A 26,114-nucleotide genomic window follows, 5' to 3' on the forward strand; every position below is an offset into this window, starting at 1 on the left:
CATGGGGCCTCATGCCCCGAGGAACCCTACGTTCGGCGGCCCGCCCACAGCCCGCTCGGCCGCGGCACCGAAGGTTTACAGGGCTGAAACTCTTGTGCCGTTCGCAAATCGCGTTGAAACCGTAGATTTGTGTCATGGACCTCGCGACGTTCAACGCCCTGTCCCCGGCCGACGCCGCGGCGACCGTCCGGCCGTGCGCCGACGTCGACTCGTGGGTCGACGCGGTGGTGTCCGGCCGCCCGTTCGCCTGCCGCGACAAGCTGCTGCTGCACGCCATGCGGGCCGCGGCCGACTGGACGGCCGAGGACGTCGACGCCGCTCTGGCGGACCATCCGCGCATCGGCGAGCGCGCGGCGGGCGACGGCACCGCGGCGCGCATGTCCCGCACCGAGCAGCCGACGGCGGCCGAGGCGACCGCCGCCCGGATCGCCGAGGGCAACGCCGCCTACGAGGCGAGGTTCGGCCGCATCTTCCTGGTCCGCGCGGCGGGACGCACCGCGGAGCAGATCCTGGACAACCTCACCGAGCGCCTGGCCAACGACCCCGCGACCGAGGCGCTGGTGACCGCGGAGCAGCTGCGCCAGATCGCCCTGCTGCGGCTGGAGACGATCGTCACCGAGAGCGCCCCGGCCCCGGCCGCCGTCGATCCGGCGGTGACCCGGTGAGCACCGCGTCGACCCACGTGCTCGACGCCGCCCGCGGCCTGCCCGCCGCCGGGCTGACCGTCACGCTCGGTGACCGCCGGGAGGTGACCGACGCCGACGGCCGCATCGCCTGGGGCGAGGTCACGCCCGGCCGGCACGTGCTGACGTTCGCCGCCGGCGACTGGTTCGGGGCGCAGGACCGCGAGACGTTCTTCGGGCAGGTCGTGCTCGACGTCGTGCTCGGTCCCGACCACACGCACGTCGCGCTGCTGCTGAGCCCGTTCGCCTACACCACCTACCGGGGGAGCTGAATGTCGATCGTCCTGGGCCCCAACCAGTACGGAAAGGCCGAGGTCCGGCTGGTGCGCGTCGACCGCGACACCCCGCGGCACCGCATCACCGACCTGAGCATCACGTCGCAGCTGCGTGGGGACTTCCGGGCCACGCACGAGTCCGGGGACAACACGGGCGTCATCGCCACCGACACGCAGAAGAACACGATGTACGCCTTCGCGCGGGACGGCGTCGGCTCGCCGGAGACGTTCCTGCTGCGCCTCGCGCGGCACTTCCTGGCGGAGCCGCAGGTCACGGGCGGGCGCTGGCGTGCGGAGCAGTACGGCTGGGAGCGCATCGGTCCGGGTGCGGACGGCGGGGCCGCCGGGGGCGGCGCGGACGCCGCCGGCCACGACCACTCCTTCGTCCGCGGCGCCGCCGAGCGCCGCACCGCGCTGGTGCACGCCGACGACGCGGGCCTGACCGTGCTCGCCGGGCTGCGCGACGTCACGGTGCTCAAGTCGACGGGCTCGGAGTTCTCCGGGTTCCCGCGCGACCGGTACACGACCCTGCCCGAGACCGACGACCGGGTCCTCGCGACCGACGTCACCGCGTGGTGGCGGTACGCGCCGTCGTTCGCCGACGCCGCGGGCCCGGCCGACTTCGACGAGCGCTTCGCCGCCGTCCGCGCCCTGCTGCTGACGACGTTCGCCGAGCTGCACTCCCTGGCGCTGCAGCAGACCGCCTTCGCGATGGGCCGCGCGGTGCTGGAGGCGTTCGGCGACATCGCCGAGATCCGGCTGTCCTGCCCGAACAACCACCACTTCCTGGTCGATCTGGAGCCGTTCGGCCTGGACAACCCGGGCGAGGTGTTCTTCGCGGCCGACCGGCCCTACGGCCTCATCGAGGCGGCGGTCCAGCGGTCCGAGGGCGGCCCGGACAACCCGGAGCATCCCGTGTGGTCCACGATCGGAGGATTCGTATGAGCCTGGTGCTGGCGTCCGAGCGCGTGCTGGTCGAGGGGGAGCTGCGCCCCGCGGTGCTGAAGGTCGACGGCGGCCGCATCGACCAGGTCTGGTGGGGCACCTCCGACCCCGACGCCGTGCTCAAGCCCGCCGACGACCTGTTCGGGCAGGTGCTCGGCGCCGTCCCCGAGGAGCCCCCGGAGGTCGTGCGGCTCGGCGACCTGGTGGTGCTGCCCGGCGTCGTCGACACGCACGTGCACGTCAACGAGCCCGGCCGCACCGCGTGGGAGGGCTTCGCCTCGGCGACGCGCGCCGCCGCGCTGGGCGGCGTCACCACGATCGTCGACATGCCGCTGAACTCGCTGCCGCCCACCACGACCGTCGCCGCGCTGGAGGTCAAGCGGGCGGCGGCCGAGGCGGTGCGTGCCCGCGGCGAGCTGCACTGCGACGTCGGCTTCTGGGGCGGCGTCGTGCCCGGGAACACGGACGACCTGGAGCCGCTGTGGGACGCGGGTGTCTTCGGCCTCAAGTGCTTCCTCGCCGACTCGGGCGTGCCCGAGTTCCCGCCGCTGGGGCCCGACGAGCTGCTCAAGGCCATGGACCGGATCGCGCGGTTCGGCGGCCTCCTGGCCGTCCACGCCGAGGACCCGGCCACGCTCGCCGCGGCCCCGAGCCGGCCCGGCCGCGCGTACGCGGACTTCCTGGTCTCGCGCCCCCACGAGGCGGAGACGACGGCGATCGCCGCGCTGCTGGACGCCGTCCGCGAGACGGGCACGCCCACGCACGTGCTGCACCTGTCGTCGGCGCGGGCGCTCGACCTGCTGCAGGAGGCGAAGGACGAGGGCCTGCCCGTCACCGTCGAGACCTGCCACCACTACCTGGTGCTCGACGCCGAGCACGTGCCCGACGGCGACGCCGCCTTCAAGTGCTGCCCGCCCATCCGCGACCGCGGCAACCAGGACGCGCTCTGGGACGGCCTGCGTGCCGGGATCATCGACTGCGTGGTCAGCGACCACTCGCCGGCCACCGCCGAGGAGAAGTCCGGCGGCGGCGCGCCCGGCGAGGCGGACCTGCAGACCGCCTGGGGCGGCATCGCCGGCCTCCAGGCGGGCTTCGTCGCGCTGGCGGACGCCGCCCGACGGCGGGACGTGCCGCTCGCCGACGTCGCCCGCTGGACCTCGGCGAGCACCGCCGCGCTCGTGGGCCTGGACCGGGGGCCGCGGCCCAAGGGCGTGATCGCCGAGGGAGCCGCCGCCGACCTGCTCGTCTACGACCCGGACGCGAGCACGACCTTCCGGGCCGCCGAGATGGCGCACAAGAACAAGATCAGCGCGTACGACGGCCTGACCGTCCGGGGGGCCGTCGTGCCTCTGCCGGTCGACGGCTCGACCAGCGACGGGACGCTGCTGCGGAGGCCCGCATGAGGCAGGTCCATCCGCCCGCCCGGCTGCTCATGGGCCCCGGTCCCGTGGACGCCGACCCGCGCGTGCTGCGTGCCATGGCCGCGCCGCTGGTGGGCCAGTTCGACCCGTTCATGACCGACACCATGACCGAGGCCATGGTGCTGTGGCGCACGGTCTGGGACACCGCCAACGAGCAGACCCTGCTCGTCGACGGCACCTCCCGCGCCGGCATCGAGGCGGCGCTCGTGTCGCTGCTGGAGCCCGGTGACCGCGTGCTCGTGCCGGTGTTCGGCCGGTTCGGGCACCTGCTCGCCGAGATCGGCGCGCGGGCCGGCGCCGAGGTGCACACCATCGAGACCGAGTGGGGCACCGTCTTCGACCCGGGCCAGATCGAGGACGCCGTCCGCCGCGTGCGGCCGCGCGTGGTCGCCGTCGTGCACGGGGACACGTCCACCACCATGGCCCAGCCGCTCGCCGACCTCGGCCGCATCGCGCACGAGCACGACGCGCTCCTGTACGTCGACGCGACCGCGACCCTGGGCGGCAACCCGTTCCACACCGACGAGTGGGGCGTCGACGCCGCCACGGCCGGGCTGCAGAAGTGCCTCGGCGGCCCGTCGGGCAGCGCGCCCGTGACCCTCTCGCCCGCCGCGGTCGCCACGATCGAGCGGCGCCGGCACGTCGAGGCCGGGATCCGCACCGCGGACGACACGGAGCCGCACGGCAGTCCGATCCGCTCCAACTACCTCGACCTCGCGCAGATCATGGAGTACTGGGGACCCCGCCGCCTCAACCACCACACCGAGGCCACGTCCATGCTCTACGCCGCGCGCGAGTGCGCCCGCCTCCTGGTCGCCGAGGGCATGGCCGCGGCCACCGGCCGGCACGCCCGGCACGGCGCCGCGATGCTGGCCGGCGTGCGCGGGCTCGGTCTGGAGGTCTTCGGCGACGTCGCGCACAAGATGCACAACGTCGTGGCCGTGCGGATCCCCGACGGCGTGGACGGCGACGCCGTGCGCGGCGCCCTCCTGGACGACTTCGGCATCGAGATCGGCACCTCGTTCGGCCCCCTGCACGGTGTGGTCTGGCGCATCGGCACCATGGGTTTCAACGCCCGCCGCGACGCCGTCCTGACCACCCTCGCGGCACTGGAGCACGAGCTGCGCCGCGCCGGGTTCGCCACGGAGCCCGGCGGCGGCGTCACCGCGGCGCTCGCGGTCTACGAGGAGGCGTCCCCGTGACCGCGATCGGCACCACCGCCTGGGTGATGGACCGCTGCGACGACCTGACGCGGCACTCCGCGCGCCCGGACGCCCTGGAGCGGGTGTACCTCTCGCCCGAGCACGCGGCCGCGAACACGGCGGTGCGCGCCTGGATGCTCGACGCCGGTCTGGACACCGAGACGGACGCCGCCGGCAACATCTGGGGCCGCCGGTCCGCGGCCGGCGCGCCCCAGCGGCCCGGCACCCCGGGCGAGCCCGCGCTCGTGCTCGGCTCGCACCTCGACACCGTGCCCGACGCCGGGCGGTACGACGGCATGCTCGGCGTGGTGCTCGCGATCGCCGTCGCGCACCGGCTGCGCGGCCAGGCCCTGCCGTTCGCGCTGGAGGTCGTGGGGTTCTCCGACGAGGAGGGCACCCGGTTCGGCAAGGCGCTGCTGGGCAGCTGCGCGGCGTCGGGCCAGTGGGACGAGGCCTGGTGGGACCAGTCCGACGCCGACGGCGTGACCCTGCGCGAGGCGTTCGCGCGGTTCGGCCTGCCCCCGGACCGGGTGGGCGACGCCGCCCGCCGCCCCGCCGACCTGGTGGGCTACCTGGAGGCGCACATCGAGCAGGGGCCAGTGCTCCAGGACCGTGACCTGCCGCTCGCGTACGTGACCACCATCGCCGGGGCGCGCCGGTTCGTGCTCACCGTGACCGGCGAGGCCCGGCACGCGGGCGGCACGCCGTTCGACCGCCGCCGCGACGCGCTGGTCGCCGCCGCGCACCTCGTCACCCGCATCGAGGAGCTGGCCCGGGCAGCCGGCTGCCTCGCCACCGTCGGCGACATCCACGTCGAGCCCGGGGCCGTCAACGTGATCCCCGGCCGGGCCGAGGTGACCCTCGACCTGCGCGGCCGCACCGACGCCGACCGCGACGCGCTGTGGGACCGGATCGCCGCGGCCGGCCGCGAGATCGCCGACGGGCGGGGCGTGACGATCGAGCACACCGAGACCCACCGGGCGCCGTCGACCGCCTGCGCCCCGCGGCTGAGCCGGGCGGTGGCGGCCGGGATCACCAAGGCGACCACGACGTCGTCCGACCCGCTCGGGCTGTGGAGCCCCGCCGGGCACGACGGCATGGCGATGGCTGCCGTGACCGACGTCGGCATGCTGTTCGTGCGCTGCCGCGACGGGATCAGCCACCACCCCGACGAGCACGTGGACCCCGAGGACGTGGACCTCGCCCTCGACGCGTACACCGCGGCCGTGCTGGCGCTCGCGGAGGAGGCCCGATGACGTCGCTCGCGGACCGCCCGCTCGAGGACCGCATCGCCGCCGGCTACCGGGAGCTGTCCCCGCAGGAGCGCCGCGCCGCGGACGCCCTGCTGGACCACCTCGGCGACCTCGGCACCTACCGCGCCACGGAGCTCGCCGCCCTGGCCGGCGTCTCGAAGGCCACGATGAGCCGGCTGTTCCGCAAGCTCGGCTACGAGGACTTCGAGGGGCTGCGCGAGGACCTGCGCACCCAGCGCGGGCGCGGCCTGCCCATCGCCGTCGACCCCTCGCCCGGCCTGCGCGAGCGGCTGGAGCAGGAGGTCAAGAACCTGGAGAAGGTCTACGCCGCGCTCGACGACGCGACGCTCGACCAGATCGCCGAGGCCCTGGCGACCGCGGGCGACGTCGTGGTCGTCGGACGCCGGGGCTCGCTCGGCCCGGCCACCCAGCTGCGGCGCAACCTGGTCCAGGTGCGCGGGCGCGTGCACCTGGCGCCCGGGCCCGGCCAGTCGCTCGCCGACGACCTCGTGGGGCTCGGCCCCGACGACGTCGTCGTGGTGGTCTCGATCCGCCGGCACGCGTTCCGCGTGGGCGAGATGGTCGAGGCCCTGCTGGCCGACGGCGTCCGCGTGCTGCTGCTCGCCGACGCCAGCCTGCGCCACCTCGCCGGCACCGTGACCTGGTGGATCGAGTGCCCGATCAGCACGCAGGGCGCGTTCGACTCGCTGGTGGCGCCGGTCAGCGTCGTGGCGATGCTGTCGGACCGCGTGCACGAGGTGCTCGACGGCTCGACCGCGCGCGTCGAGGCGATCGACGCCCGGTACGAGCTGCTGCGCGAGATCGACGAGAGGTGAGACGCGGACCGTGGACCTGGACATCGACACCGTGCGCGTGGCGCGCACCCGCGCCGACTGCGTGCTGCGGCCCGGCGAGGCGTTCCTGGGCGGGGGCACGTTCCTGTACTCCGAGCCGGTGCCCGCCGGGGTGACCGGCCTGGTGGACCTCACGGGGCTCGGCTGGGAGCCGTGGTCCGTGGACGGGTCGGGGCTGCGGGTGGCCGGCACGTGCACCCTGGCGGAGCTGGTGTCGGGGCCGGGGGCGCTCGGCGGTGCAGCCGGGGCAACCGGCGCGGCAGCCGCGGGCCCGTATCGCGGGCTCGGGATCGTGCGGGAGTGCGTCTCGGCGCTGTCCCTGTCGGCGAAGGTCGCCCGGACCGCGACCGTGGGCGGCAACCTCGCACTGGCGCTGCCCGCCGGGTCGATGATCGGTCTGTTCGCGGCGCTCGGCGCCCGGGCGGTCGTCTGGACGGGCGCCGGTTCGCGCGAGGTCGCCGTGTCCGACCTGGTCACGGGCCCGGGCGTGGTCGCCCTGGAACCGGGCGAGGTGCTCCGCGAGGTGCGGGTGCCGGCCGCCGCGATCGGGCAGCGCACCGTGTTCCGCCGGGCGTCGCTCACCCCGACCGGCCGGACTGCGGCCATGGTGACGGGCCGCGCGGGCGAGCGGGCTCCTCGGATCGTCGTGACGGCGTCGGTGTCGGCGCCGCACGGCCTGTACGCCCGCGACCACGACATGCTGGACCGCTGGCTCGACTGGATCGGCAGCACCGTCGGCTGGTTCGAGGACACCCACGGCACCGCCGACTGGCGTGGCGCGATGACGCGGCGCCTCGCGCACGAGGCGCTCGACGAGCTGGGCGGTGCGGCATGAACACGTGCAGGGGGACATATCACCGCGGGGAAACGTGTACTCCGCCAGGTGTGTTGCTCTGCGTCGACAATGTCTACCCAGAGCAACACACCTCGGAGGAATGGACTTTCCCCGAGACGCTCCACAACCTGACGGGTTCGGCTGGCCCGGCCAGCCGGCGGCAGCGCAGGGTTCCCCGGCCCCGGCCCCGGCCCCGGCCTCGGCCGATGCGGACAGGGCGCGGCGCATGAGGATCGACGGCGCCGACGTCACGGCCGAGCCCCGGCCTGGCCAGTGCCTGCGCACCTTCCTGCGCGAACAGGGCACCACCGCCGTGAAGAAGGGGTGCGACGCGGGCGACTGCGGCGCGTGCACCGTGCTGCTCGACGGCGCCCCGGTGCAGTCGTGCCTGGTGCCCGCGCACCGCGCCGTCGACGCCGAGGTGGTCACGGCGGCCGGGCTCGGCCGGTTCGGCCCGGGCGGCGACCCGGACGCCGACGCCGACACCCTGCACCCCGTGCAGCGCGCCTTCGTCGAGGCCGCCGGCTTCCAGTGCGGCTTCTGCACGGCGGGCATGGTGTGCACCATCGCCGGTTCGCGGGCCGAGCCCGCCACGCCGCCGGCTGAGCCCGCCACGCCGCCGGTCGAGCCCGCCACACCGCTGGTCGAGCCCGCCCCTCCGCTGGTCGAGCTTGTCGAGACCTGGGTCTCGACAAGCTCGACCAGCGACGGCCCGACGACCAGCGACGGCCCGACGACCAGCGACGGCCCGACGACCAGCGACGGCCCGACGACCAGCGACGGCCCGACGACCAGCGACGGCCCGACGACCAGCGACGGCCCGACGACCAGCGACGGCCCGACGACCAGCGACGGCCCGACGACCAGCGACGGCCGGACGACCGGCGACGGCCCGACGACCAGCGACGGCCGGACGACCGGCGACGGCCCGACGACCAGCGACGGCCCGACGACCAGCGACGGCCGGACGACCGGCGACCCGACGACCGGCGACGGCCTCTCGACCGCCGAGCTCCTCAAGGGCAACCTCTGCCGCTGCACCGGGTACCGGTCGATCCGGGACGCCATCGCCGGACGCGTGAACACCGAGGTCGCGGAGCCGGGCGCCGCGTTCGGCCGGGCCGTCGTCGCGCCGGCCGCGGCCCGGATCGTGCGCGGGCGCGAGCCGTACACCCTGGACGAGCCGGAACCGCCCGGCCTGCTGCACGTCGCCGTGCTCGGCAGCCCGCACCCGCACGCACGGATCACCCGCATCGACGCGACCGCGGCCCGGCAGGCGCCCGGCGTGCACCTGGTGCTCACGCACCACGACGTCCCGGACACCCTCTACTCGACCGGGCGGCACCAGAACCGGCTCGACGACCCCGACGACACCCGCATGCTCGACCCCGTGCTGCGGTTCGTCGGCCAGCGCGTCGCGGTCGCCGTCGCCGAGACGCCCCGGCAGGCCCGCGACGCGCTCGCCCGGGTGCGGGTCGAGTACGAGGTGCTGCCCGCCGTCCTCGACCCCGAGGCCGCACGCAGCCCCGGCGCACCCGTGCTGCACCCCGGCAAGACGCCCGCGGAGCACCGCGTCGCGGAGGCGGGCCGCAACGTCGTCGCGCAGGTCCACGAGGAGTACGCCGCACCCGGGCAGGACGGCGTCGAGGCGGCCCTGGCGGCGTCGGCGGCCACCGTGACCGGGACCTGGACCACGGCCCGCGTGAACCACGTCGCGCTGGAGACGCACGGCGCCCGCGCCTGGCTGGAGCCCGGCGAGGACGGCGAGGACGCCGAACCGGCGACCGGTCCAGGGCAGCGCGTGCTGCACGTGCGCACCTCCACGCAGGTGCCGTTCCTCGTGCGCGACGAGCTCGCCCGGCTCCTGGACCTGCCGCAGGACCAGGTCCGCGTGGTCGCGGGCCGGGTCGGCGGCGGGTTCGGCGGCAAGCAGGAGCTGCTCGTGGAGGACGTCGTCGCGCTCGCGACCCTGCGCACCGGACGGCCCGTGCAGTGGGAGCTCAGCCGCACCGAGCAGTTCACGACCGTGCCGTGCCGTCACCCGTTCCGGGTCACGGTGCGCGCCGGGGCGACCGCGGACGGGGAGCTCACGGCGCTCGCGATCGACGTGCTGGCCGACACCGGCGCCTACGGCAACCACGCGCCCGGCGTCATGTTCCACGGCGTGCACGAGTCCATGGCCGTGTACCGCGCCCCGAACAAGCGCGTCGACGCCGAGTCGGTCTACACCAACAACCTGCCCTCCGGCGCGTTCCGCGGGTACGGGCTGGGGCAGGTGCAGTTCGCGATCGAGGGCGCGCTCGACGAGCTCGCGGCGCGCCTCGACGCCGACCCGGTCGAGCTGCGCCGCCGCAACGTGATCCGCCCGGGCGACCCGTTCGTCGTCGGCCAACCGGTGGACGGGGACCTGGAGTACGGGTCCTACGGCCTGGACCAGTGCCTCGACCTCGTCGACGACGCGCTGGCCTCCGGCCGCGGCGAGACCGCACCGGACGGCTGGGCCGAGGGGCGCGGGGTGGCGCTCGCGATGATCGCGACCATCCCGCCGCGCGGGCACCACACGCACGCCCGGGTCACGGTCGCGCCCGACGGCGACTTCGTGGTCGATGTCGGCACCGCCGAGTTCGGCAACGGCACCACGACGGTGCACGCGCAGCTCGCGGCGACGGAGCTGGGCGTGCCGGTCGAGCGGGTGCGGGTGCGCCCGTCGGACACGGCGACGTCCGGCCACGACACGGGCGCCTTCGGCTCCGCGGGCTCGGTGGTGGCGGGCCTGGCGGTCCAGCGCGCGGCGGCGGCCCTCCGCGCGGAGCTCGACGCGGTGGTCTCGACAGGCTCGACCAGCGGTGGACCAGGCTCGACCAGCGGTGGACCCGTTGGTCGAGCCTGTCGAGACCTGGTGGGGATGACCGCCGAGGCCACGCACGACGGCTCGCCCCGGTCCGTCGCGTTCAACGTGCACGGGTTCCGCGTCGCGGTGCAGCGCGAGACCGGCGCCGTGCGGATCCTCCAGTCCGTGCAGGCCGCCGACGCCGGCGTCGTGATCAACCCCGAACAGCTCCGCGGGCAGGTCGAGGGCGGGGTGGCGCAGGCGATCGGCTCGGCCCTGACCGAGCAGCTCGTGGTGCGCGACGGCGTGGTCGTGACCGACCGGCTGCGGCACTACCGCGTGCCGCAGGCCGCCGACGTCCCCGACACCGAGGTGCTGTTCGCCGACACCGTCGACCGGCTCGGGCCCCGCGGCGCCAAGTCGATGAGCGAGGCGCCCTACAACCCGGTGGCCCCGGCGCTGGCCAACGCGATCGCCGACGCGACCGGCGTCCGCCCGCGCGACCTGCCGATGCGCCCCGACCGGCTGTGGGCGCTGCTGCGCGCTACAGCGACCGCACCGACCGGCCGTGCGGGTCGGTGAGCGCCACGGGTTCGCCGTCCCGGGCCAGGATGAACTGGGGATCCGCGCCCGCGGGCAGCCTCGCGGCGACGTCTGGCAGCACGGTCCAGCCCTCGTTGCTGAGCCAGACGACGCCGCGACCAGCCGGGTTGCAATGAGACCGGTCGGTTGCAATGAGACCGGTCCGTCAACCGACCGGTCTCGATGCAACCGACCGATCTCGAAACCTGGGGCCCGACCAGGGAACCAATGCAACCCGGGTGAAACGGGCGTTTCGATCAGGTCACCTCCTGGGAACGCAGTTGAAACGCGGCGGTGCGAGCATCGAAGGGTGAGCAGCGCACCCGACACCTCCGGCCCACCGTTCCGGGCCTCCGCCGGCCCCGCGGACGCCGCCTGGCTCGCCCGCGCCGTCGAGGTCGCCTCCCGGAACGTGGCCGACGGCGGTGGCCCCTTCGGGGCCGTCGTCGTGCGCGGGGGCACCGAGATCGCGGCCGCCGGCAACCGCGTGACCCGGGACCTCGACCCCACGGCCCACGCCGAGGTGGTCGCGATCCGCGCGGCCTGCCAGGCGCTGGGCACGTTCTCGCTGGCCGGCACCACGCTGTACGCCTCGTGCGAGCCGTGCCCGCTGTGCCTCTCGGCGGCCCTGTGGGCCCGGGTGGACCGCGTCGTCTTCGCCGCGGACCGGCACGACGCCGAGCGCGCCGGATTCGACGACCGCGAGTTCTACGAGCTGCTCGACCGCGACCGCTCGACGTGGCCCAACCCCGTCGTCGAGCACCGGATCGAGCGCGCCGGCGAGCCGTTCGAGGCCTGGCGCGAGCACACCACGCGCATCCCGTACTGACACGCGCCGGGGGATCCCCGGAGCAGACCTCGTCCGGTACGTTTTACGGCGGTGCACCCGGCCGACGCCGGGCAGGACGGAGCAGACCATGGATGCCAGGAACCGCACGACGACGGTCGGGATCGTGCTCGCGGCCGGCGCGGGCAGCCGGTTCGGCATGCCCAAGGCGCTCGCCCGCACCGACGGCGGCACGCCCTGGCTCGAGCTCGCCTGCCAGGCGCTGGTCGACGGCGGGTGCGCCGACGTCGTCGTCGTGCTCGGCGCGAGGTCCGACGAGGCCGAGGGGCTCGCGCAGGCCGGCGCCACGTCCGTGGTCGCCGACCAGTGGGAGACCGGGCTCGCGGCGTCGCTGCGCACCGGCCTGGCCTCGGCGCAGGAGACCGGCGCGGACGCCGCCGTCGTCTCCCTGGTGGACCTGCCCGGCCTGCGGCCCGACGCCGTCCGGCGGGTGCTGGAGCCGTTCGGCGAGCCGGACGCCGCCCGTGGCGCCCTCGCCCGCGCCACCTACGACGGCCGCCCCGGGCACCCCGTGCTGCTGGGCCGCGAGCACTGGGAGCCGCTCGCCGGCTCGGTCCGCGGGGACTCGGGCGCCGGGCTGTACCTGCGCACGCACGGCGCCGTCGGCATCGACTGCACCGACCTCGGCGGCGGGGACGACGTCGATCGCTGGTGATTCACCCCCGGGGTAGGGGCAGCCCCACCACCCGATCCGGGTGATCCCTGAGGTTTCCCCCGGTCCTGCCCGAATCCTGTCGCCGCGACCGGTTCGGCTACGTAGTCTCGGAAACGTGGAGGCCACGGAACTCGCCCGCCTGCAGTTCGCGCTGCTGGCCGCTGTGCACTTCCTCTTCGTGCTGCTCACGCTCGGGCTCGGCCCCGTGGTGGCGATCTTCAACACGCGCTGGGCCCGCGCCACGGGCCCGCGCGCCGTCGTGCTGGGGAACGCGACCCGGTTCTGGGGCCAGATCTACCTGGTGAACTACGCGCTCGGCATCGCGGCCGGGATCGTGCTGGAGCTGCAGTTCGGGCTGCACTTCCCGGGCCTGCTCGACGTCGCCGGCGAGGTCTTCGGGGCGCCGCTCGCCGTGGAGACGCTCGTGGCGTTCTTCCTGGAGTCCACGCTGCTGGGCCTGTGGGTGTTCGGCTGGCACCTGTTCCCGCGCGGGCTGCACGCCGCCATCTTCTGGGCCGTGGTGCTCACCGGCTACGCCTCCGCCTTCGCGGTCATGGTCGCCAACGGGTTCCTGCGCAACCCCGTGGGGTACGTGCTGGAGGGCCCGCCCGACGCCCAGGTCGCCAGCATCACCGACTTCGGCGCGCTGGTCGCCAACCCGGCCGCGCTCGTGTCCGGCCTGCACGTCGTGGGCGCCTGTCTGATGGCCGGCGGGTTCGTGCTCGTAGGCGTCTCCGCGTGGCACCTGCGGCGCGTGGGCGGTGGCGAGCGCCTGCCGGTGAGCCCCGACGAGGACCTCTGGCGCCGGTCCATGCGGGCGGGGATCTGGACGGGCCTGGTGGGCGTGCTGTTCGTGCAGGCGTTCGGGTACGCCCAGTTCGGCTACATCGAGGGAGGCTTCGGCGAGAATGCCGCCGTCGGCGTGCTGCTCGAGGTCATGATGCGGTCCGCGGACCTGGTGTTCCTGGGCGCCCTGGTGCTCCCGCTGCTGCTCATCGGGGGTGCCCTGTTCCGGATGCGCGGCCGCCGCACCCTCTACGCGGTGCTCACGGCCCTGCTCCCGCTGCCGTTCCTCGTCGGGATCGCGGGCTGGCTGGTGCGGGAGCTGGGGCGGCAGCCGTGGGTGATCCAGGGCGTGCTGCGGGTCGACCAGGTCACCTCCGACCAGTCGGCGCGCGCCGTCCTGGCCTCGCTGGTGCTGCTCGCGGGCCTCATGGTGACGCTCGCCGTCCTCGACTGGTGGGTCCTGACGCGGCTCGCCCGCGCCGGGACCGACCGGCTCGTGCTCGGGGCCGCGCCGGCCGACGTCCTGCGGGACGACGGCGCGGACGACGCCGTGCTGCTCCGCTTCGGGCCGCCGCAGGAGACCCGATGAACGCGTCGGCCTGGGCGGTGCTGCTCACCGTCCTGGTCACGGGGTGGGTGGTGCTCGACGGCGCCGTCCAGGGCGCGGGCGCCACCCTGCTGCAGGAGCACGGCCAGGACGGCAAGGAACGACGCCGGGAGCCGGCCGAGCGCCGGCTCGTGCTCGGCGCGGTCGGCCCGCTGCTGCTGCCCGGGGAGGTGTGGCTGATCGCCGCGCTCGGCGTGCTGATCGGTGTGTTCCCGCACGCCGAGGCCGACCTGCTCCGGGCCGGGTACCCGGTGGCGATCACGCTGGTCGGCTCCTGGGCCCTGCGCGACGCCGGGATCTGGCTGCGCAGCCGCCGTCCCGGGAACGTGTGGCGCGACGTGTGGGACGTCGTGCTGGTGGTCGCGAGCATCACGCTCGCCGGGAGCTGGGGCGCGCTGCTCGGCGTCGCCTGGGGGAGCGGGCTCGCCGCGCTGGCCCTCGGCATCGCGGCGGTCGTGGTCACGCGCCTGCACGGCGACGCCGTCGTCGCCTGGCGCCTGCGCCGCAGCGGGCCGCTGCCGGTGGTCGTCACGTCGGTGATGGTCGCCGCGCCCGTGGTCGGCACGGCGCTCGCGGCGTGGCCGCGGCTCGTCCACGGCACGGTCTCCGAGCCCACCATGGCGGCGCTCGGCGTCGTGGCGCTGGTGGTGCTGCCCGTGGTCCTCGCGCTGCAGGTGGCGGCCTGGTGGATCGTCTCCCGGCCCCTGGACAGCCGGGACACGCTGTTCTTCTGACCCCCCGGAACTTAGATCTCGAAACGGACGTATCGCCCCAGCGCACGACGAGATGCCGGTAAAGTCCTACCTACCATGACCATGAAGAACCGCATCGTCTGCGCGCTGCTCGGCGCCCTGGCGTTCGCCACCGCGACCCTGCTCCTGCCGTGGCTCCCGGACGCTCTCGTGGGGCTGCTGGGGACCGGCGGGCTGCTGCTGTTCCTGGCCGCCCTGGTGCTGCCGACCAACTTCCGGCAGCCGCCCGTGCACAGCCTCGCGATCCTCGACAAGGGGTACCTGACGCCCGTCGAGATCCACCAGATCCTCGGGATCTGGCTGCCCTCGGGCAGCTCGGCCCTCGACGCCCGCGACGCGCAGTGGACGGTGGCCCGGCACGTCGCCAAGTGGCGCGCCGACCACGTGGTCAACGTGATGGACTTCCACGGCGTGGTCGCCGAGCGCCGGGTCGACATGCTCTCGGTGGTGCAGTGGGTCGGCATCCAGCTCCTGCCGGCGTTCCTGGGCCTGATCTTCCTGATCCCGACGCTGGCGCTGAGCGGGTTCGACAAGATCAGCATCAACTTCCTGCAGACCCTCCTGCTCTTCGTGGTCTGGGGCGGCGTCGCGCTGCTGGCGCGCTGGATCCTGGAGAAGCACGTGATCCACCGGTTCGTGTGGGAGCCGGAGCTGACGGCGGACGGGACCCGGTTCGTGGAGCGGTGACGCGGAGCGCAGCGCCGCGTCACCGCGACCCGCGGGTGTGCCGGAGTGTCGGTGACTGGGGGCAGAATGGCTCTGTGCCCCTGTACCGAGACGACGCGATCGTGCTGCGCACCCAGAAGCTGGGCGAGGCGGACCGCATCGTCACGTTCCTGACGCGCGAGAACGGCAAGGTGCGCGGCGTCGGCAAGGGCGTGCGGCGCACGTCGTCCAAGTTCGGGGCGCGGCTGGAGCCGTTCATGGCCGTCGACGTGCAGCTGCACACCGGCCGCAACCCGCGGCCCGGCATGGGCCTCGACACGGTGACGCAGGTCGAGACCATCGGCGCCTACGCCCGCGCGATCAGCGAGGACTACGGCCTGTACACGTCCGGCACGGTGATGCTGGAGGCCGCCGACCGGCTGGTCGCGCAGGAGTACGAGCCGGCGGTGCAGCAGTACTGGCTGCTCGCCGGCGGCTTGCGGGCCCTGTCCGAGCGGCACCACGACGCCGGCCTGGTGCTCGACTCGTACCTGCTGCGCGCGCTCGCGGTGGCGGGCTGGGCGCCGTCGTTCGAGGACTGCGCGCGCTGCGGCGAGCCCGGCCCGCACCACTCGTTCAACGTGGCGCAGGGCGGCGCCGTCTGCCCGCGCTGCCGGCCGCCGGGTTCCACCGCGCCCGCGCCGGAGACCTTCGCCCTGCTGTCCTCGCTGCTCGCGGGCGACTGGGCGACCGCCGACGCGTCCGACGCGCGGCACCGCAAGGAGGCGAGCGGCCTCGTCGCCGCCTACGGCCAGTACTACCTGGAGAGAACGTTGCGATCGTTGAAGATGGTGGAGCGCTGATGGCCCGGAACGCGAACCTGGTCGCGCCCTTCCCGCACCCGTCCGGCGAGCAGGCCCCGCGGATCCCCAAGGAGTTCCTGCCGCGGCACGTCGCCGTCGTCATGGACGGAAACGGCCGCTGGGCGAACGCCCGCGGTCTGCCGCGCGTCGAGGGGCACCGGGCGGGCGAGAACTCCCTGCTCGACGTCGTCGCGGGCGCCGTCGACGTGGGCGTCGAGTACGTCTCGGCCTACGCGTTCAGCACCGAGAACTGGAAGCGCTCGCCCGAGGAGGTGCGCTTCCTGATGAACTTCACGCAGGACGTGATGCGCCGCCAGTGCGACGTCATGGCCTCGTGGGGCGTGCGTATCCGCTGGGCCGGACGCCGTCCGAAGCTGTGGAAGTCGGTGATCGACGTGCTCCAGGAGGCCGAGGAGCGCACCAAGGACAACGACCTCTGCACCCTGACGATGTGCGTCAACTACGGCAGCCGGGCCGAGCTGGCCGACGCCGCCGCAGCCATGGCGCGCGACGTCGCCGCCGGCAAGCTGGACCCGAAGCGGATCAGCGAGAAGACCGTGCAGAAGTATCTGTACCTGCCCGACCTGCCCGACGTCGACCTGTTCCTGCGGTCCTCGGGCGAGCAGCGGACGTCGAACTTCATGCTGTGGCAGGCGGCGTACGCCGAGATGGTGTTCCTCGACGAGCCGTGGCCCGACGTCGACCGCCGGCACCTGTGGCACGCGGTCGAGGAGTACGCGAAGCGCGACCGCCGCTACGGCGGGGCGCTGGACAAGCCGGACGCCGCGAAGTAGAGAACCGCTCGCTGGTCGAGCTTGCCCGCTCGCTGGTCGAGCTTGTCGAGACCTACCGGGGTCTCGACGAGCTCGACCAGCGAACGGGCGGCTCGGTCGGCGAAGGGCGTTACTTGTTCAGCGTCTCCGCCAGGGCGTCGATCAGCTTGGGCATGCCCTCGGGGTACTCGACCGAGAGCGCCGTCGGCGGGGAGACGGCCGAGACCGCGACGGTGCCGACCTGCTGCGCCACCATGCCGTTCTTGACGGCGGGCAGGGCCTGCAGCTCCTTCTTGTCGGGGAGCGCCGCGGCCTCCTCCTCGGTGTACGTGTAGGCCACGACGAGGTCGGACTCCAGCTTGTCGAGCTCCTCGTACGACAGCGTGTAGAAGAACGAGCCGTCGTCCGGCGCGAGCTCCTCGACGGCCGGGGCGGTCTCGAAGCCGAGGCCCTCCAGGAACCCGGCGCGCGGGTCACCGGCCCGGTAGACGTAGATCAGGCCCTCGTCGGGCGAGTCGACGATCGCGGCGACGGTCTTGCCCTCGAACTCGGGGTGCGCCTCGGCCTGCTCGGCCAGGTACGTGTTGATCTCGTCGACCTTGGCCTCGCCCGCCGCGCTGCGGCCCAGGGCGGCGTCCGTCGCGGTGATGATCTCGTCCCACGGCGTCTGCCAGGCGGTCTCCGGGTAGGCGACCGTCGGGGCGATCTCGCTGAGCAGGTCGTACTGCTCCTGCGTGATGCCCGAGTACGTGGCGATGATGACGTCGGGCTCGGCGGCCGCGAACTCCTCGTAGGGCACCGTCGCGCCGGCCTCGGCGTCGGTCAGCACGGTCGGGTGCTCGACGCCGGCCTCGTCGTAGGCCTCCTCGACCCAGGGAAGCAGGTTGCCCTCGCCCACGGTCCAGGTCTGCTCGGCGACGGCGACCGGGAAGACGCCCGCAGCGATCGCGGCCTCGGTCGAGCCCCAGCCCCACGTGGCGACGCGCTCGGGCGCCGCCTCGATGGTGGTCTCGCCGAGCGCGTGCTCGATGGTCAGCGGGAACTCGTCGGTCGCGCCGGAGGCGGCGGCGGACGGCGCGGCGTCGTCGTTGCCGGCCGGCTCTTCGGACGCGCAGCCCGCGAGGGCGAGGGCGGACGCGGCGACGAGGCCGACGGCCGCTGCGAGGGATCGGCGAGATCGCACGGTTTCTCCCGGGGGTATCAGTCGAACGACCGGCGGGGTGCCGGTCGAGATGAGGTAACCCTAACCGCATTAGGTCACGTTGATGTTGCGGAATTGGAAGAGGTCTGGGTGAGGTAAACCACGCCTACTTCGAGTGGAAACGGCCCACCGGGACCACCAGGGGGGAGCCCGCGACGGGGTCGGGGACCACCTGGGCGCGCAGCCCGAACGCCTCGTCGACCACCTCGCGGGTCAGCACGTCCGACGGCTCCCCCTCGGCGACGATCCGGCCGGCCGACATGACGACCAGGTGGTCGGCGTACCGGGCGGCGAGGTTGAGCTCGTGCAGCACCATCGCGACGGTCGTGCCCTGGTTGCGGTTCAGCTCGGTGAGCAGGTCCAGCAGGTCGAGCTGGTGGCGCACGTCGAGGAACGTCGTCGGCTCGTCGAGCAGCACGATGTCGGTCTGCTGCGCCAGCACCATCGCGATCCACACGCGCTGGCGCTGCCCGCCCGACAGCTCGGCGACCGGCCGGTCCGCGAGCTCCGCTACTCCTGTGGACTCCAGCGCGGTGGTGACCACGGCGTCGTCGTCGGAGGAGTGCCGGCCGAACCAGCCCTGGTGCGGGTACCGGCCGCGGCTGACCAGCTCGGCGACCCGCACGCCGTCGGGCGCGACGGACGACTGCGGCAGCATGCCGACCTTGCGCGCCAGCTCCTTGCGCGGCATCGCCGTGATGTCGGTCCCGCCGAGCGTGATGCGGCCGCCGTCGAGCGGGTGCAGGCGGGCCAGGCCGCGCAGCAGCGTGGACTTGCCGCAGGCGTTCGGCCCGACGACGGCGGTGATCTTGCCGTCGGGCAGCGTCAGGTCGAGGCCCTCGATGACCTTGAGGCCGTCGTAGCCCAGGCTGACGCCCTCGGCGCGCAGGTTGGTCATCGGCTCCTCTTCTCGTTCGTGGCGAGCAGCCACAGCAGGTAGGGGGCGCCCACGAGCCCCGTGACGACCCCGACCGGCGCCGCGACGCCGAGCAGCCCGTGCTGCGCGACGACGTCCGCGACCAGGGTCAGGGCCGCGCCGGTCACGGCGGACGCGACGAGCGCGGCGCCGCCGTCGTTCACCAGGCGGCGCGCGATGGCGGGCGCGACCAGGGCGACGAACGCGATGGGGCCGGACGCGCTGGTGGCGAGCGCGACGAGCGCGACGGCCAGCAGCAGCGTGCCCACGCGGGCGGCGTCGACGTGCACACCCAGGGCGCGCGCGTTGTCGTCGCCGAGCGCGAGAGGGCCCTGGGTCCGCGAGACGACCGCCACCGCGGCGGACAGCACGAGCGTCCCGACGGCGACGAGCGTGAGCTGCTCGCCGCGGACGTCGGAGATCGAGCCGACCGTCCAGGTCAGGACGGCCGCCGCCTCGTGCTCCTGCGCGCGGGCCAGGGCCCAGGCGATCAGCGACGAGCCCAGGTACGCGAATCCGACGCCCACCAGCACGAACCGGATCGAGTGCAGGCCCCTGCGCCACGCCAGCAGCCAGATCGCCAGGGCGACGACCGCGGCGCCCGTGAACGCCATCCCGGACAGCGCCACGCCGCTCAGTCCCAGGACGAGCACGCCGAGCACGGCCCCGAGGCTCGCCCCGGTCGAGATGCCGAGGATGTCGGGGGAGGCGAGCGGGTTGCGCAGGGTCGACTGGAAGAGGGCGCCGGCCAGGCCGAACGCGGCGCCGATCACGACGGCCGCCTCGATGCGGGGCAGCCGCAGCTTCTGGACGACGAAGACGTCGCCCTTGTCGCCGAGGCCCAGGACGCCGCCGATCGCCTGGCCCGGGGTCAGGCCGGCGGCGCCGATGAGGAGCGCGACGGTCCCGGCGACGAGCACCACGAGGACCATCCCGGACACGACGAGCGTCTGCCGGCGGCGCCGGACGGCGCGCAGCTCGGCGACGGTGCTGACGGTGGTGGCCGTGGCGGGTGCGGACATCAGGCCCCCACCACGTTCCGGCCCCGGGCGACGGCGACCAGCACCGGCGCGCCGAGCAGTGCCGCGACCACGCCGGCCTCGAGCTCGGAGCGGGGCAGGACCAGCCGGCCGAGCACGTCGGCGGACAGCAGCATGACCGGGCCCAGCAGCGCGCCGATCGCCATGATCCAGCGGTAGTCCGTGCCCACGAGGCGGCGTGCCGTGTGCGGCACCACGAGCCCGACGAGCGCGATCGGCCCGGCCAGCGACGTCGCCGTGCCCGCGAGCAGCACGATGGCGATCGCCGCGAGCACGCGCGTGGTGCCGACCCGCTGGCCGAGCGCGGTGGCGACGTCGTCCCCGAGGGCCAGCATGTTGAGCCGGTGCGCGAGCCCCGCGGCCAGGACCAGGCCGACGACGATGAACGGCCACAGCGCCGTGACGGTGTCCAGGCCGCGGCCCGTCAGGGAGCCGACGGACCAGAACCGGTACAGGTTGAACGCCTGCTGGTCGCGCAGCAGCACGAGCGTGATGAGCGGCGTGATCAGTGCGGTCACCGCGGCGCCGACCAGCGCGAGCCGCACCGGCTGGCCCCGCCCCACCGAGAACACGATCGCCGCAGCGACGGCGGCCCCGAGGAACGCGAACCACACGTAGCCGATGGGCGAGGTGATCCCCAGCAGCCAGACGGCGCAGACGACCGCCAGCGACGCGCCCGAGTTCAGGCCCAGCAGGCCCGGGTCGGCGATCGGGTTGCGCGTGACGCCCTGGATCAGCGTGCCCGCCATGCCGAGCGCGACACCCGCCGCCAGCCCGACGACGGTGCGCGGCAGCCGCTGCTCCAGCACCACGTCGTGGTCCATGAAACCCGCGACCGGCGCCGTCAGCGCCCGCCACACCTCGGCCGGGTTGATGTCGCGGACGCCGAGCGCGAGGCTCGCGAGGACGACGAGCACCAGGGCGACGACCGCCGCGAGCAACGCGAGCGTCCGGCGTCGGGCACGGCGGGCCACGGCTTCCGCACCCTCACGGCGTCCCGCGGGCGCAGCCGCAGGTGAGGTAAGCATTGCCTAAGCATTCCACAATGCCGAGGGTGGTCGGTACGCGCCCCTGCCCGGGGCGCGTACCGCCGGATCAGGAGTACGAGTCGCAGCCCCAGCCGTCGTTGTCCGCGTCGAGGCGGTGGTAGTCCTTGGTCCCGACCCAGACGGTCTTGCCGACGTCGGGGCAGTCGAGGTCGGGGTTGCTGGGGCTGACCGGGCACTGCCACCTGCCGGCGGTGTAGACGCAGGCGGAGTCACGGGCGAAGTCGGACCGGAGCGAGCCCTTCTTGCCGCCGAAGCTCACGGTCCACGTGCCGGACCTCGTCGCGGTGGTCTTGAAGGAGTAGGCCCCGGTCTTGGTGGTCTTGATCTTCGCGATCTTCTTCGACGCGGCCGGCCCCGCCGGGTCGAAGCGGACCGTGAGCTCCCGCCCGGACAGGGCGCGCCACTTCCCGTCCCTCTTGTAGGTGAGCTTGCCCGTCAGGACGACCGCCTTGCCCTTCGCGACCGTGTGCGGCTTGGCCTGCGCCGTGATGTTGGTCGTGTAGCCGGTCGCTGCCTGTGCGGGGACGGACGCCGTGAGCGCGAGCGCGAACACGCTCACCAGGGCGACGATGATTCGTCGGATCATGCGGGGACCAGTCTCTTCCTCGAGTCGGCGCGCCGCCCAACGCGGCACGCTATGAGTCCCAGACCTGCTCAGCCGCTGTTTCTGACACGGTTCTCCTCGACCTCACCCGGGTGAACCCGGCCGTGCGGGGGCTCGGCCCTGACCTCCGGGAAAGTAAGTACGTCTGCGGGGTGTGTTGCTGTGAGTCGACAATGTCTACGCAGAGCAACACACCCCGCAGACCTACGTTTACCCTGCGGCGAGATGTCCGTTTCGGATGCCCGCCCTGCCCGCTCCTGGTTATCCACAGGCTCGGGCGATCGCCCCTGCGTCGTCGAGGTGCGCCCGGCACGATGGGGCGATGGAACTCGACGGATCGCGGCTCGACGCCGCGCGGCTCGTGAAGGAAGCGCGGCAGGCGGCCCGGCAGACGCAGACGAAGCTTGCTGGCCGAGCGGGCGTGTCCCGGGGGACCGTCGCGGCGATCGAGTCGGGAGCGCGGAAGCCGTCCTGGGCGATGCTGACCGCGCTCCTCGCGGCCGCAGGCAAGCAGATGCGGATCGACCTCGAACCGCTCGACGAGGACGTCCGGAGCGCCGTGGCGGCCCAGGCGGGTGACACCTCCACAGCCGACGACCTGAGCATGACGGTGTCGCTCATGGAGGGATTGAGCGACCTGGCGTACCGCTTCGAAGGGCTTGCCGCCGCGGCGGTGCTGGGAGCGCCGCTCCCGTTGGCGGAGCCCATCGAGCTCGTGCTGCCGGACACTGCCGAGGGAGTGGACTGGCTCGCGGCGCTCGTCCGCACCGGTGCGGCCGCTGTGACGCCGGCCGGGCGCAGCTACCACCTGGACGGCGTGACGTCGGCCAAGGGTGTGGCCCACCTGGTGGAGCTCGGTGAGGGCGGTCGATTCCTGCTGGAGATCTGGCTCTGCGTCTTCACGGTGCGGTTCGTCCCGGCCTCGCAGGCCGGGCGGGCGGTCACCGTCGTCGGTGAGCACGGCCCGTTGCGGGTGCAGCCGCTGCACGAGATCGAGACCACGGACCGGAACGCGGCGCGCGTCCTGCGCCTGCTGCGAGAGCAGGCCCAGGACGCGCGCGACTGACTAGCTGCTGGTCGAGCCCGACCGCGGGTCGAGCCGCCGCTGGTCGAGCCTGTCGAGACCCGGTTTCGACAAGCTCAACCAGCGATGCGCTCAGGCCCCGACGAGGTGCCCGGCCAGGTAGCTGACGACCTTGTCCAGGGCGACGCGCTCCTGCTGCATCGTGTCGCGGTGGCGGATGGTCACGGCCTGGTCGTCGAGGGTGTCGAAGTCGACGGTGATGCAGAACGGCGTACCGATCTCGTCCTGGCGGCGGTAGCGCTTGCCGATGGCCTGCGTCACGTCGTAGTCGATGTTCCAGTACTTGCGCAGCTCCGCGGAGAGCTTCTCCGACGTCGGCAGCAGGTCCGCCGTCTTGGACAGCGGGAGCACCGCGGCCTTGACGGGGGCCAGGCGCGGGTCCAGGCGTAGCACGGTGCGCTTGTCGACGCCGCCCTTGGTGTTGGGCGCCTCGTCCTCGGCGTACGCCTCGACCAGGAACGCCATGAGCGAGCGGGTCAGGCCGGCGGCCGGCTCGATGACGTACGGGTAGTACTTCTCGTTCGTCACCGGGTCGCGGTACGCCAGGTCCTTGCCGGAGCTCTCCGTGTGGGTCTTCAGGTCGAAGTCCGTGCGGTTCGCGATGCCCTCGAGCTCACCCCACTCGCTGCCCTGGAAGCCGAAGCGGTACTCGATGTCCACGGTGCGGGTCGAGTAGTGCGACAGCTTGTCCTTCGGGTGCTCGTAGTGCCGCAGGTTGTCGGCCGAGATGCCCAGGTCCGTGTACCAGTTGGTGCGGTAGTCGATCCAGTACTGGTGCCACTCCTCGTCCTCACCCGGCTTGACGAAGAACTCCATCTCCATCTGCTCGAACTCGCGGGTGCGGAAGATGAAGTTGCCCGGCGTGATCTCGTTGCGGAACGACTTGCCGATCTGGCCGATGCCGAACGGCGGCTTCTTGCGCGCGGCGGCCGCGACGTTGGCGAAGTTCACGAAGATGCCCTGCGCCGTCTCGGGGCGCAGGTAGTGCAGGCCGGACTCGTCCTCGACGGGGCCGAGGTACGTCTTCAGCATCATGTTGAAGTCGCGGGGCTCGGTCCACTGGCCGCGGGTACCGCAGTTGGAGCAGACGATCTCGGCGAGGCCGCCCTCGGGGGCGCGGCCCTTCTTCTCCTCGAACTCCTCGATCATCTGGTCCTCGCGGAACCGCTTGTGGCACGAGAGGCACTCGGTGAGGGGGTCGGTGAACACGCCGACGTGGCCGGAGGCGACCCAGACCTGGCGGGGCAGGATGACCGAGGAGTCCAGGCCGACGATGTCGTCGCGGCTCGTGACCATGGCCCGCCACCACTGCTTCTTGATGTTCTCCTTGAGCTCCACGCCCAGGGGGCCGTAGTCCCACGCAGAGCGCGTACCGCCGTAGATCTCGCCCGACGGGAAGACGAAACCTCGTCGCTTCGCGAGCGAGACGACGGCGTCGAGCTTGGCGGTCTGCGCAGAGCGCACTGACTTGTCGGACACGAGGGATCTCTCCAGGGGAACAGGTGGAAGTAACGTCCGCCCAGCCTACCGTCCGGGCCGGTCCAAGCCCGCGTGAAATAGCGCGTGACCGACCTCTCGGTGCCGATCTTTGACAACGGTTCTCAACAAGCGTGAGAATCGTTCTCATGACTTCGACTCGCGCCACGGGCGCCGCACTGACCAGCCTCGTCCTCGCCGGTACGGCGGCACTCGCGGGCTGCTCGGCGCAGGACCAGGGTGGTGCGGCCGGCGGGTCCGACGGCGTCGTCGTGCTCGCGTCGTTCTACCCCCTGCAGTACGTGGCCCAGCAGATCGGCGGCGACCTGGTCACCGTCGACAACCTCACCCCGCCGGCCGCCGAGCCGCACGACCTGGAGCTCTCGCCGGCGCAGGTCCGCGAGATCGGCACCGCCGACCTGGTGGTGTACCTGTCCGGCTTCCAGGCCGCCGTCGACGAGGGCGTCGAGTCCCGCGCGCCCGAGCACGTGGTCGACGCCGCGGACGCCGCCGGGCTCGTCGAGCACGCGGCGGAGACCGAGGAGGAACACGCGGAGCACGCTGAGGAGGGCGACGACCACGACCACGGCTCCACCGACCCGCACTTCTGGCTGGACCCGAGCCGCCTGGCCGCCGTCGGGCAGGCCGTCGCGGACGAGCTGGCCGCCGTCGACCCGGAGCACGCCGACGAGTACGCGGCGGGCGCCCTCCAGCTCGGCCAGCGCCTCGACGACCTGGACCAGGAGATGGCGGACGGCCTCGCCGCCTGTCAGGGTGCGACGCTCGTGACGAGCCACGCGGCCTTCGGCTACCTGGCGGACCGGTACGCCCTGGAGCAGGTGGGCATCTCGCAGCTCGACCCCGAGGCGGAGCCGTCCCCGGCGCGCCTGCGGGAGATCGGTGACGTGGTGCGGGAGAACGGCGTCACCACGCTGTACTCCGAGACGCTGGTGAGCCCCAAGGTCACCGAGACCCTGGCCTCCGACCTGGGCGTCAAGACCGCCGTGCTGGACCCGCTGGAGGGGCTGTCGGAGGACGCCACCGCCGCGGGCGACGACTACGTCTCCGTGATGCAGGCGAACCTGAAGGCGCTCGAGGAGGGACTGGTCTGCGAATGACGGACACTAGGCGTGTGACCGAGCCGAGTGAACCCGTCATCGAGGCGCGTGGCCTGCACTTCCGTGCGGGCGCGAGCCACATCCTGCGCGGCATCGACCTGACGGTCGAGCACGGTGAGGTGGTCGCGCTGCTCGGCGCGAACGGCTCGGGCAAGTCCACGCTGGTCAAGTCCCTGGTCGGCATCAACACGCCGTCCGAGGGCAGCGTGCGCCTGCTCGGCGAGCCCCTCGGGGCGGGCGGCCGCGGCAGCCGGGTCGACTGGAGCCGCATCGGCTACGTGCCGCAGCGGTCGGGCGCGGGCGGCGGCATCCCGTCGACCGCGCAGGAGGTGGTCGCCTCGGGCCTGCTGCACGGGCGCCGCCTGCGACTGCCGCGCGGCTGGCGCCAGCAGGTCGCCGTCGCGCTGGAGCAGGTGGGCCTGGCCGACCGCGTGCACGACCCCGTGCACCTGCTGTCGGGCGGGCAGCAGCAGCGCATCCTCATCGCGCGCGCCCTGGTGCGGGAGCCGGACCTGCTGGTCCTGGACGAGCCCGTGGCCGGCGTCGACATGGCGAGCCAGGAGGCGTTCGCGGCCACGATGAAGCGCCTGGTCGACGGCGGCCTCACGGTGCTCGTCGTGCTGCACGAGCTCGGCGAGCTCGAGCCGCTGGTCACGCGCGCCGTCGTGCTGCGGCACGGCAAGGTGGTGCACGACGGCGCCCCGCCGCCGGCCCGCCACGACCACGACCGTGCGGGGCACCGCCACCAGCACCCGCACGCCGACGACAACGCCCTGGACGCCGAGTCCCGGGCCCTGGACCTGGAGGTGCGCCCGTGA

Annotated in this window: 25 protein-coding genes; 19 read left to right on the forward strand and 6 right to left on the reverse strand. The window is 73.7% G+C overall.

What is annotated here, in order from left to right; translation table 11 throughout:
• The first annotated feature begins 134 nt into the window (after positions 1–134).
• The 16 genes from uraD (at position 135) to H291_RS0105450 (ending at position 16,829) form a co-directional block, all read left to right on the forward strand.
• Entirely contained in the window at positions 135–665 is a 531-nt protein-coding gene (gene uraD / locus H291_RS0105370; protein ID WP_020013953.1) for a 2-oxo-4-hydroxy-4-carboxy-5-ureidoimidazoline decarboxylase, read from the forward strand.
• Positions 662–955 carry a hydroxyisourate hydrolase gene (locus H291_RS0105375; protein WP_020013954.1) on the forward strand — a complete coding sequence of 98 codons (294 nt, stop codon included), beginning with the start codon at positions 662–664 and terminating at the stop codon, positions 953–955. The genes uraD and H291_RS0105375 overlap by 4 nt, the downstream gene beginning before the upstream one ends.
• A complete protein-coding gene (pucL, locus tag H291_RS0105380) occupies positions 956–1,903 on the forward strand; it encodes a factor-independent urate hydroxylase (RefSeq protein WP_020013955.1) in 948 nt (315 codons plus the stop codon).
• Positions 1,900–3,306 (forward strand): allantoinase AllB, encoded by a 1,407-nt coding sequence (gene allB / locus H291_RS28795; protein ID WP_020013956.1) that lies wholly within the window; start codon positions 1,900–1,902, stop codon positions 3,304–3,306. Before pucL ends, allB begins: the two co-directional genes overlap by 4 nt.
• The gene (locus H291_RS0105390) at positions 3,303–4,526 is read left to right on the forward strand and encodes a pyridoxal-phosphate-dependent aminotransferase family protein (protein WP_026365425.1); all 1,224 of its coding nucleotides are present in this window, start codon (positions 3,303–3,305) and stop codon (positions 4,524–4,526) included. The genes allB and H291_RS0105390 overlap by 4 nt, the downstream gene beginning before the upstream one ends.
• Positions 4,523–5,782 carry an allantoate amidohydrolase gene (locus H291_RS0105395; RefSeq protein WP_020013958.1) on the forward strand — a complete coding sequence of 420 codons (1,260 nt, stop codon included), beginning with the start codon at positions 4,523–4,525 and terminating at the stop codon, positions 5,780–5,782. Before H291_RS0105390 ends, H291_RS0105395 begins: the two co-directional genes overlap by 4 nt.
• Complete coding sequence (locus H291_RS28800; protein WP_020013959.1) at positions 5,779–6,615, forward strand: MurR/RpiR family transcriptional regulator; 837 nt, start codon at positions 5,779–5,781, stop codon at positions 6,613–6,615. The genes H291_RS0105395 and H291_RS28800 overlap by 4 nt, the downstream gene beginning before the upstream one ends.
• 10 nt (positions 6,616–6,625) lie before the next feature.
• The gene (locus H291_RS0105405; protein WP_020013960.1) at positions 6,626–7,468 is read left to right on the forward strand and encodes an FAD binding domain-containing protein; all 843 of its coding nucleotides are present in this window, start codon (positions 6,626–6,628) and stop codon (positions 7,466–7,468) included.
• A gap of 226 nt (positions 7,469–7,694) precedes the next feature.
• On the forward strand, positions 7,695–10,880 hold the full coding sequence (locus H291_RS28805) for a molybdopterin cofactor-binding domain-containing protein (protein ID WP_020013961.1): 3,186 nt from the start codon (positions 7,695–7,697) through the stop codon (positions 10,878–10,880).
• A 310-nt stretch (positions 10,881–11,190) separates the two neighbouring features.
• Positions 11,191–11,709 carry a nucleoside deaminase gene (locus H291_RS28810; RefSeq protein WP_020013963.1) on the forward strand — a complete coding sequence of 173 codons (519 nt, stop codon included), beginning with the start codon at positions 11,191–11,193 and terminating at the stop codon, positions 11,707–11,709.
• A gap of 88 nt (positions 11,710–11,797) precedes the next feature.
• On the forward strand, positions 11,798–12,382 hold the full coding sequence (locus H291_RS0105425; protein ID WP_020013964.1) for a nucleotidyltransferase family protein: 585 nt from the start codon (positions 11,798–11,800) through the stop codon (positions 12,380–12,382).
• A gap of 115 nt (positions 12,383–12,497) precedes the next feature.
• Complete coding sequence (locus H291_RS0105430; protein ID WP_020013965.1) at positions 12,498–13,757, forward strand: cytochrome ubiquinol oxidase subunit I; 1,260 nt, start codon at positions 12,498–12,500, stop codon at positions 13,755–13,757.
• Entirely contained in the window at positions 13,754–14,509 is a 756-nt protein-coding gene (locus tag H291_RS32275) for a cytochrome d ubiquinol oxidase subunit II (protein ID WP_020013966.1), read from the forward strand. The genes H291_RS0105430 and H291_RS32275 overlap by 4 nt, the downstream gene beginning before the upstream one ends.
• 75 nt (positions 14,510–14,584) lie before the next feature.
• Positions 14,585–15,214, forward strand: a complete 630-nt coding sequence (locus H291_RS0105440; protein WP_020013967.1) for a hypothetical protein — start codon at positions 14,585–14,587, stop codon at positions 15,212–15,214.
• A 74-nt stretch (positions 15,215–15,288) separates the two neighbouring features.
• Positions 15,289–16,035, forward strand: a complete 747-nt coding sequence (recO, locus tag H291_RS0105445) for a DNA repair protein RecO (RefSeq protein WP_020013968.1) — start codon at positions 15,289–15,291, stop codon at positions 16,033–16,035.
• Positions 16,035–16,829 (forward strand): isoprenyl transferase, encoded by a 795-nt coding sequence (locus H291_RS0105450; RefSeq protein ID WP_020013969.1) that lies wholly within the window; start codon positions 16,035–16,037, stop codon positions 16,827–16,829. Before recO ends, H291_RS0105450 begins: the two co-directional genes overlap by 1 nt.
• 109 nt (positions 16,830–16,938) lie before the next feature.
• Here H291_RS0105450 and H291_RS0105455 read toward each other — a convergent pair whose 3' ends face one another.
• From H291_RS0105455 to H291_RS0105475, 5 genes are all read right to left on the reverse strand, one after another.
• The gene (locus tag H291_RS0105455; RefSeq protein ID WP_020013970.1) at positions 16,939–17,991 is read right to left on the reverse strand and encodes an iron-siderophore ABC transporter substrate-binding protein; all 1,053 of its coding nucleotides are present in this window, start codon (positions 17,989–17,991) and stop codon (positions 16,939–16,941) included.
• Between the two features lie 124 nt (positions 17,992–18,115).
• Positions 18,116–18,907 (reverse strand): ABC transporter ATP-binding protein, encoded by a 792-nt coding sequence (locus H291_RS0105460; RefSeq protein WP_020013971.1) that lies wholly within the window; start codon positions 18,905–18,907, stop codon positions 18,116–18,118.
• A complete protein-coding gene (locus tag H291_RS0105465; RefSeq protein ID WP_020013972.1) occupies positions 18,904–19,947 on the reverse strand; it encodes a FecCD family ABC transporter permease in 1,044 nt (347 codons plus the stop codon). The genes H291_RS0105460 and H291_RS0105465 overlap by 4 nt, the downstream gene beginning before the upstream one ends.
• The gene (locus H291_RS0105470; RefSeq protein WP_026365426.1) at positions 19,947–20,993 is read right to left on the reverse strand and encodes a FecCD family ABC transporter permease; all 1,047 of its coding nucleotides are present in this window, start codon (positions 20,991–20,993) and stop codon (positions 19,947–19,949) included. The genes H291_RS0105465 and H291_RS0105470 overlap by 1 nt, the downstream gene beginning before the upstream one ends.
• A gap of 67 nt (positions 20,994–21,060) precedes the next feature.
• The gene (locus tag H291_RS0105475) at positions 21,061–21,600 is read right to left on the reverse strand and encodes a hypothetical protein (protein ID WP_026365427.1); all 540 of its coding nucleotides are present in this window, start codon (positions 21,598–21,600) and stop codon (positions 21,061–21,063) included.
• 340 nt (positions 21,601–21,940) lie between these two features.
• On the opposite strand from H291_RS0105475, the gene H291_RS32280 reads away from it, so the two are divergent.
• Positions 21,941–22,684: a helix-turn-helix transcriptional regulator gene (locus H291_RS32280; RefSeq protein WP_020013974.1), complete on the forward strand. Its 744-nt coding sequence runs from the start codon at positions 21,941–21,943 to the stop codon at positions 22,682–22,684.
• Between the two features lie 90 nt (positions 22,685–22,774).
• On the opposite strand, the gene H291_RS0105485 is transcribed toward H291_RS32280, so the two are convergent.
• Positions 22,775–24,181, reverse strand: coding sequence for a glycine--tRNA ligase (locus H291_RS0105485; RefSeq protein ID WP_020013975.1), 1,407 nt, complete (start codon positions 24,179–24,181; stop codon positions 22,775–22,777).
• Between the two features lie 146 nt (positions 24,182–24,327).
• On the opposite strand from H291_RS0105485, the gene H291_RS0105490 reads away from it, so the two are divergent.
• Together H291_RS0105490 and H291_RS0105495 are read left to right on the forward strand one after the other, a co-directional pair.
• Complete coding sequence (locus H291_RS0105490) at positions 24,328–25,296, forward strand: metal ABC transporter substrate-binding protein (RefSeq protein WP_020013976.1); 969 nt, start codon at positions 24,328–24,330, stop codon at positions 25,294–25,296.
• Positions 25,297–25,310: 14 nt separating this feature from the next.
• Positions 25,311–26,114, forward strand: coding sequence for a metal ABC transporter ATP-binding protein (locus H291_RS0105495; RefSeq protein ID WP_020013977.1), 804 nt, complete (start codon positions 25,311–25,313; stop codon positions 26,112–26,114).

This window comes from Promicromonospora sukumoe 327MFSha3.1 (genome assembly GCF_000385135.1).
Classification (GTDB): Bacteria; Actinomycetota; Actinomycetes; order Actinomycetales; family Cellulomonadaceae; genus Promicromonospora; species Promicromonospora sukumoe_B.

Bases quoted from the DNA above. Each gene is read 5' to 3' on its own strand.
- uraD (WP_020013953.1), top strand. From the start codon at position 135: ATGGACCTCGCGACGTTCAACGCCCTGTCCCCGGCCGACGCCGCGGCG.
- pucL (WP_020013955.1), top strand. From the start codon at position 956: ATGTCGATCGTCCTGGGCCCCAACCAGTACGGAAAGGCCGAGGTCCGG.
- allB (WP_020013956.1), top strand. From the start codon at position 1,900: ATGAGCCTGGTGCTGGCGTCCGAGCGCGTGCTGGTCGAGGGGGAGCTG.
- H291_RS0105390 (WP_026365425.1), top strand. From the start codon at position 3,303: ATGAGGCAGGTCCATCCGCCCGCCCGGCTGCTCATGGGCCCCGGTCCC.
- H291_RS28800 (WP_020013959.1), top strand. From the start codon at position 5,779: ATGACGTCGCTCGCGGACCGCCCGCTCGAGGACCGCATCGCCGCCGGC.
- H291_RS28805 (WP_020013961.1), top strand. From the start codon at position 7,695: ATGAGGATCGACGGCGCCGACGTCACGGCCGAGCCCCGGCCTGGCCAG.
- H291_RS0105425 (WP_020013964.1), top strand. From the start codon at position 11,798: ATGGATGCCAGGAACCGCACGACGACGGTCGGGATCGTGCTCGCGGCC.
- H291_RS32275 (WP_020013966.1), top strand. From the start codon at position 13,754: ATGAACGCGTCGGCCTGGGCGGTGCTGCTCACCGTCCTGGTCACGGGG.
- H291_RS0105440 (WP_020013967.1), top strand. From the start codon at position 14,585: ATGACCATGAAGAACCGCATCGTCTGCGCGCTGCTCGGCGCCCTGGCG.
- H291_RS0105450 (WP_020013969.1), top strand. From the start codon at position 16,035: ATGGCCCGGAACGCGAACCTGGTCGCGCCCTTCCCGCACCCGTCCGGC.
- H291_RS0105460 (WP_020013971.1), bottom strand. From the start codon at position 18,907: ATGACCAACCTGCGCGCCGAGGGCGTCAGCCTGGGCTACGACGGCCTC.
- H291_RS0105465 (WP_020013972.1), bottom strand. From the start codon at position 19,947: ATGTCCGCACCCGCCACGGCCACCACCGTCAGCACCGTCGCCGAGCTG.
- H291_RS0105470 (WP_026365426.1), bottom strand. From the start codon at position 20,993: ATGCTTACCTCACCTGCGGCTGCGCCCGCGGGACGCCGTGAGGGTGCG.
- H291_RS0105475 (WP_026365427.1), bottom strand. From the start codon at position 21,600: ATGATCCGACGAATCATCGTCGCCCTGGTGAGCGTGTTCGCGCTCGCG.
- H291_RS32280 (WP_020013974.1), top strand. From the start codon at position 21,941: ATGGAACTCGACGGATCGCGGCTCGACGCCGCGCGGCTCGTGAAGGAA.
- H291_RS0105490 (WP_020013976.1), top strand. From the start codon at position 24,328: ATGACTTCGACTCGCGCCACGGGCGCCGCACTGACCAGCCTCGTCCTC.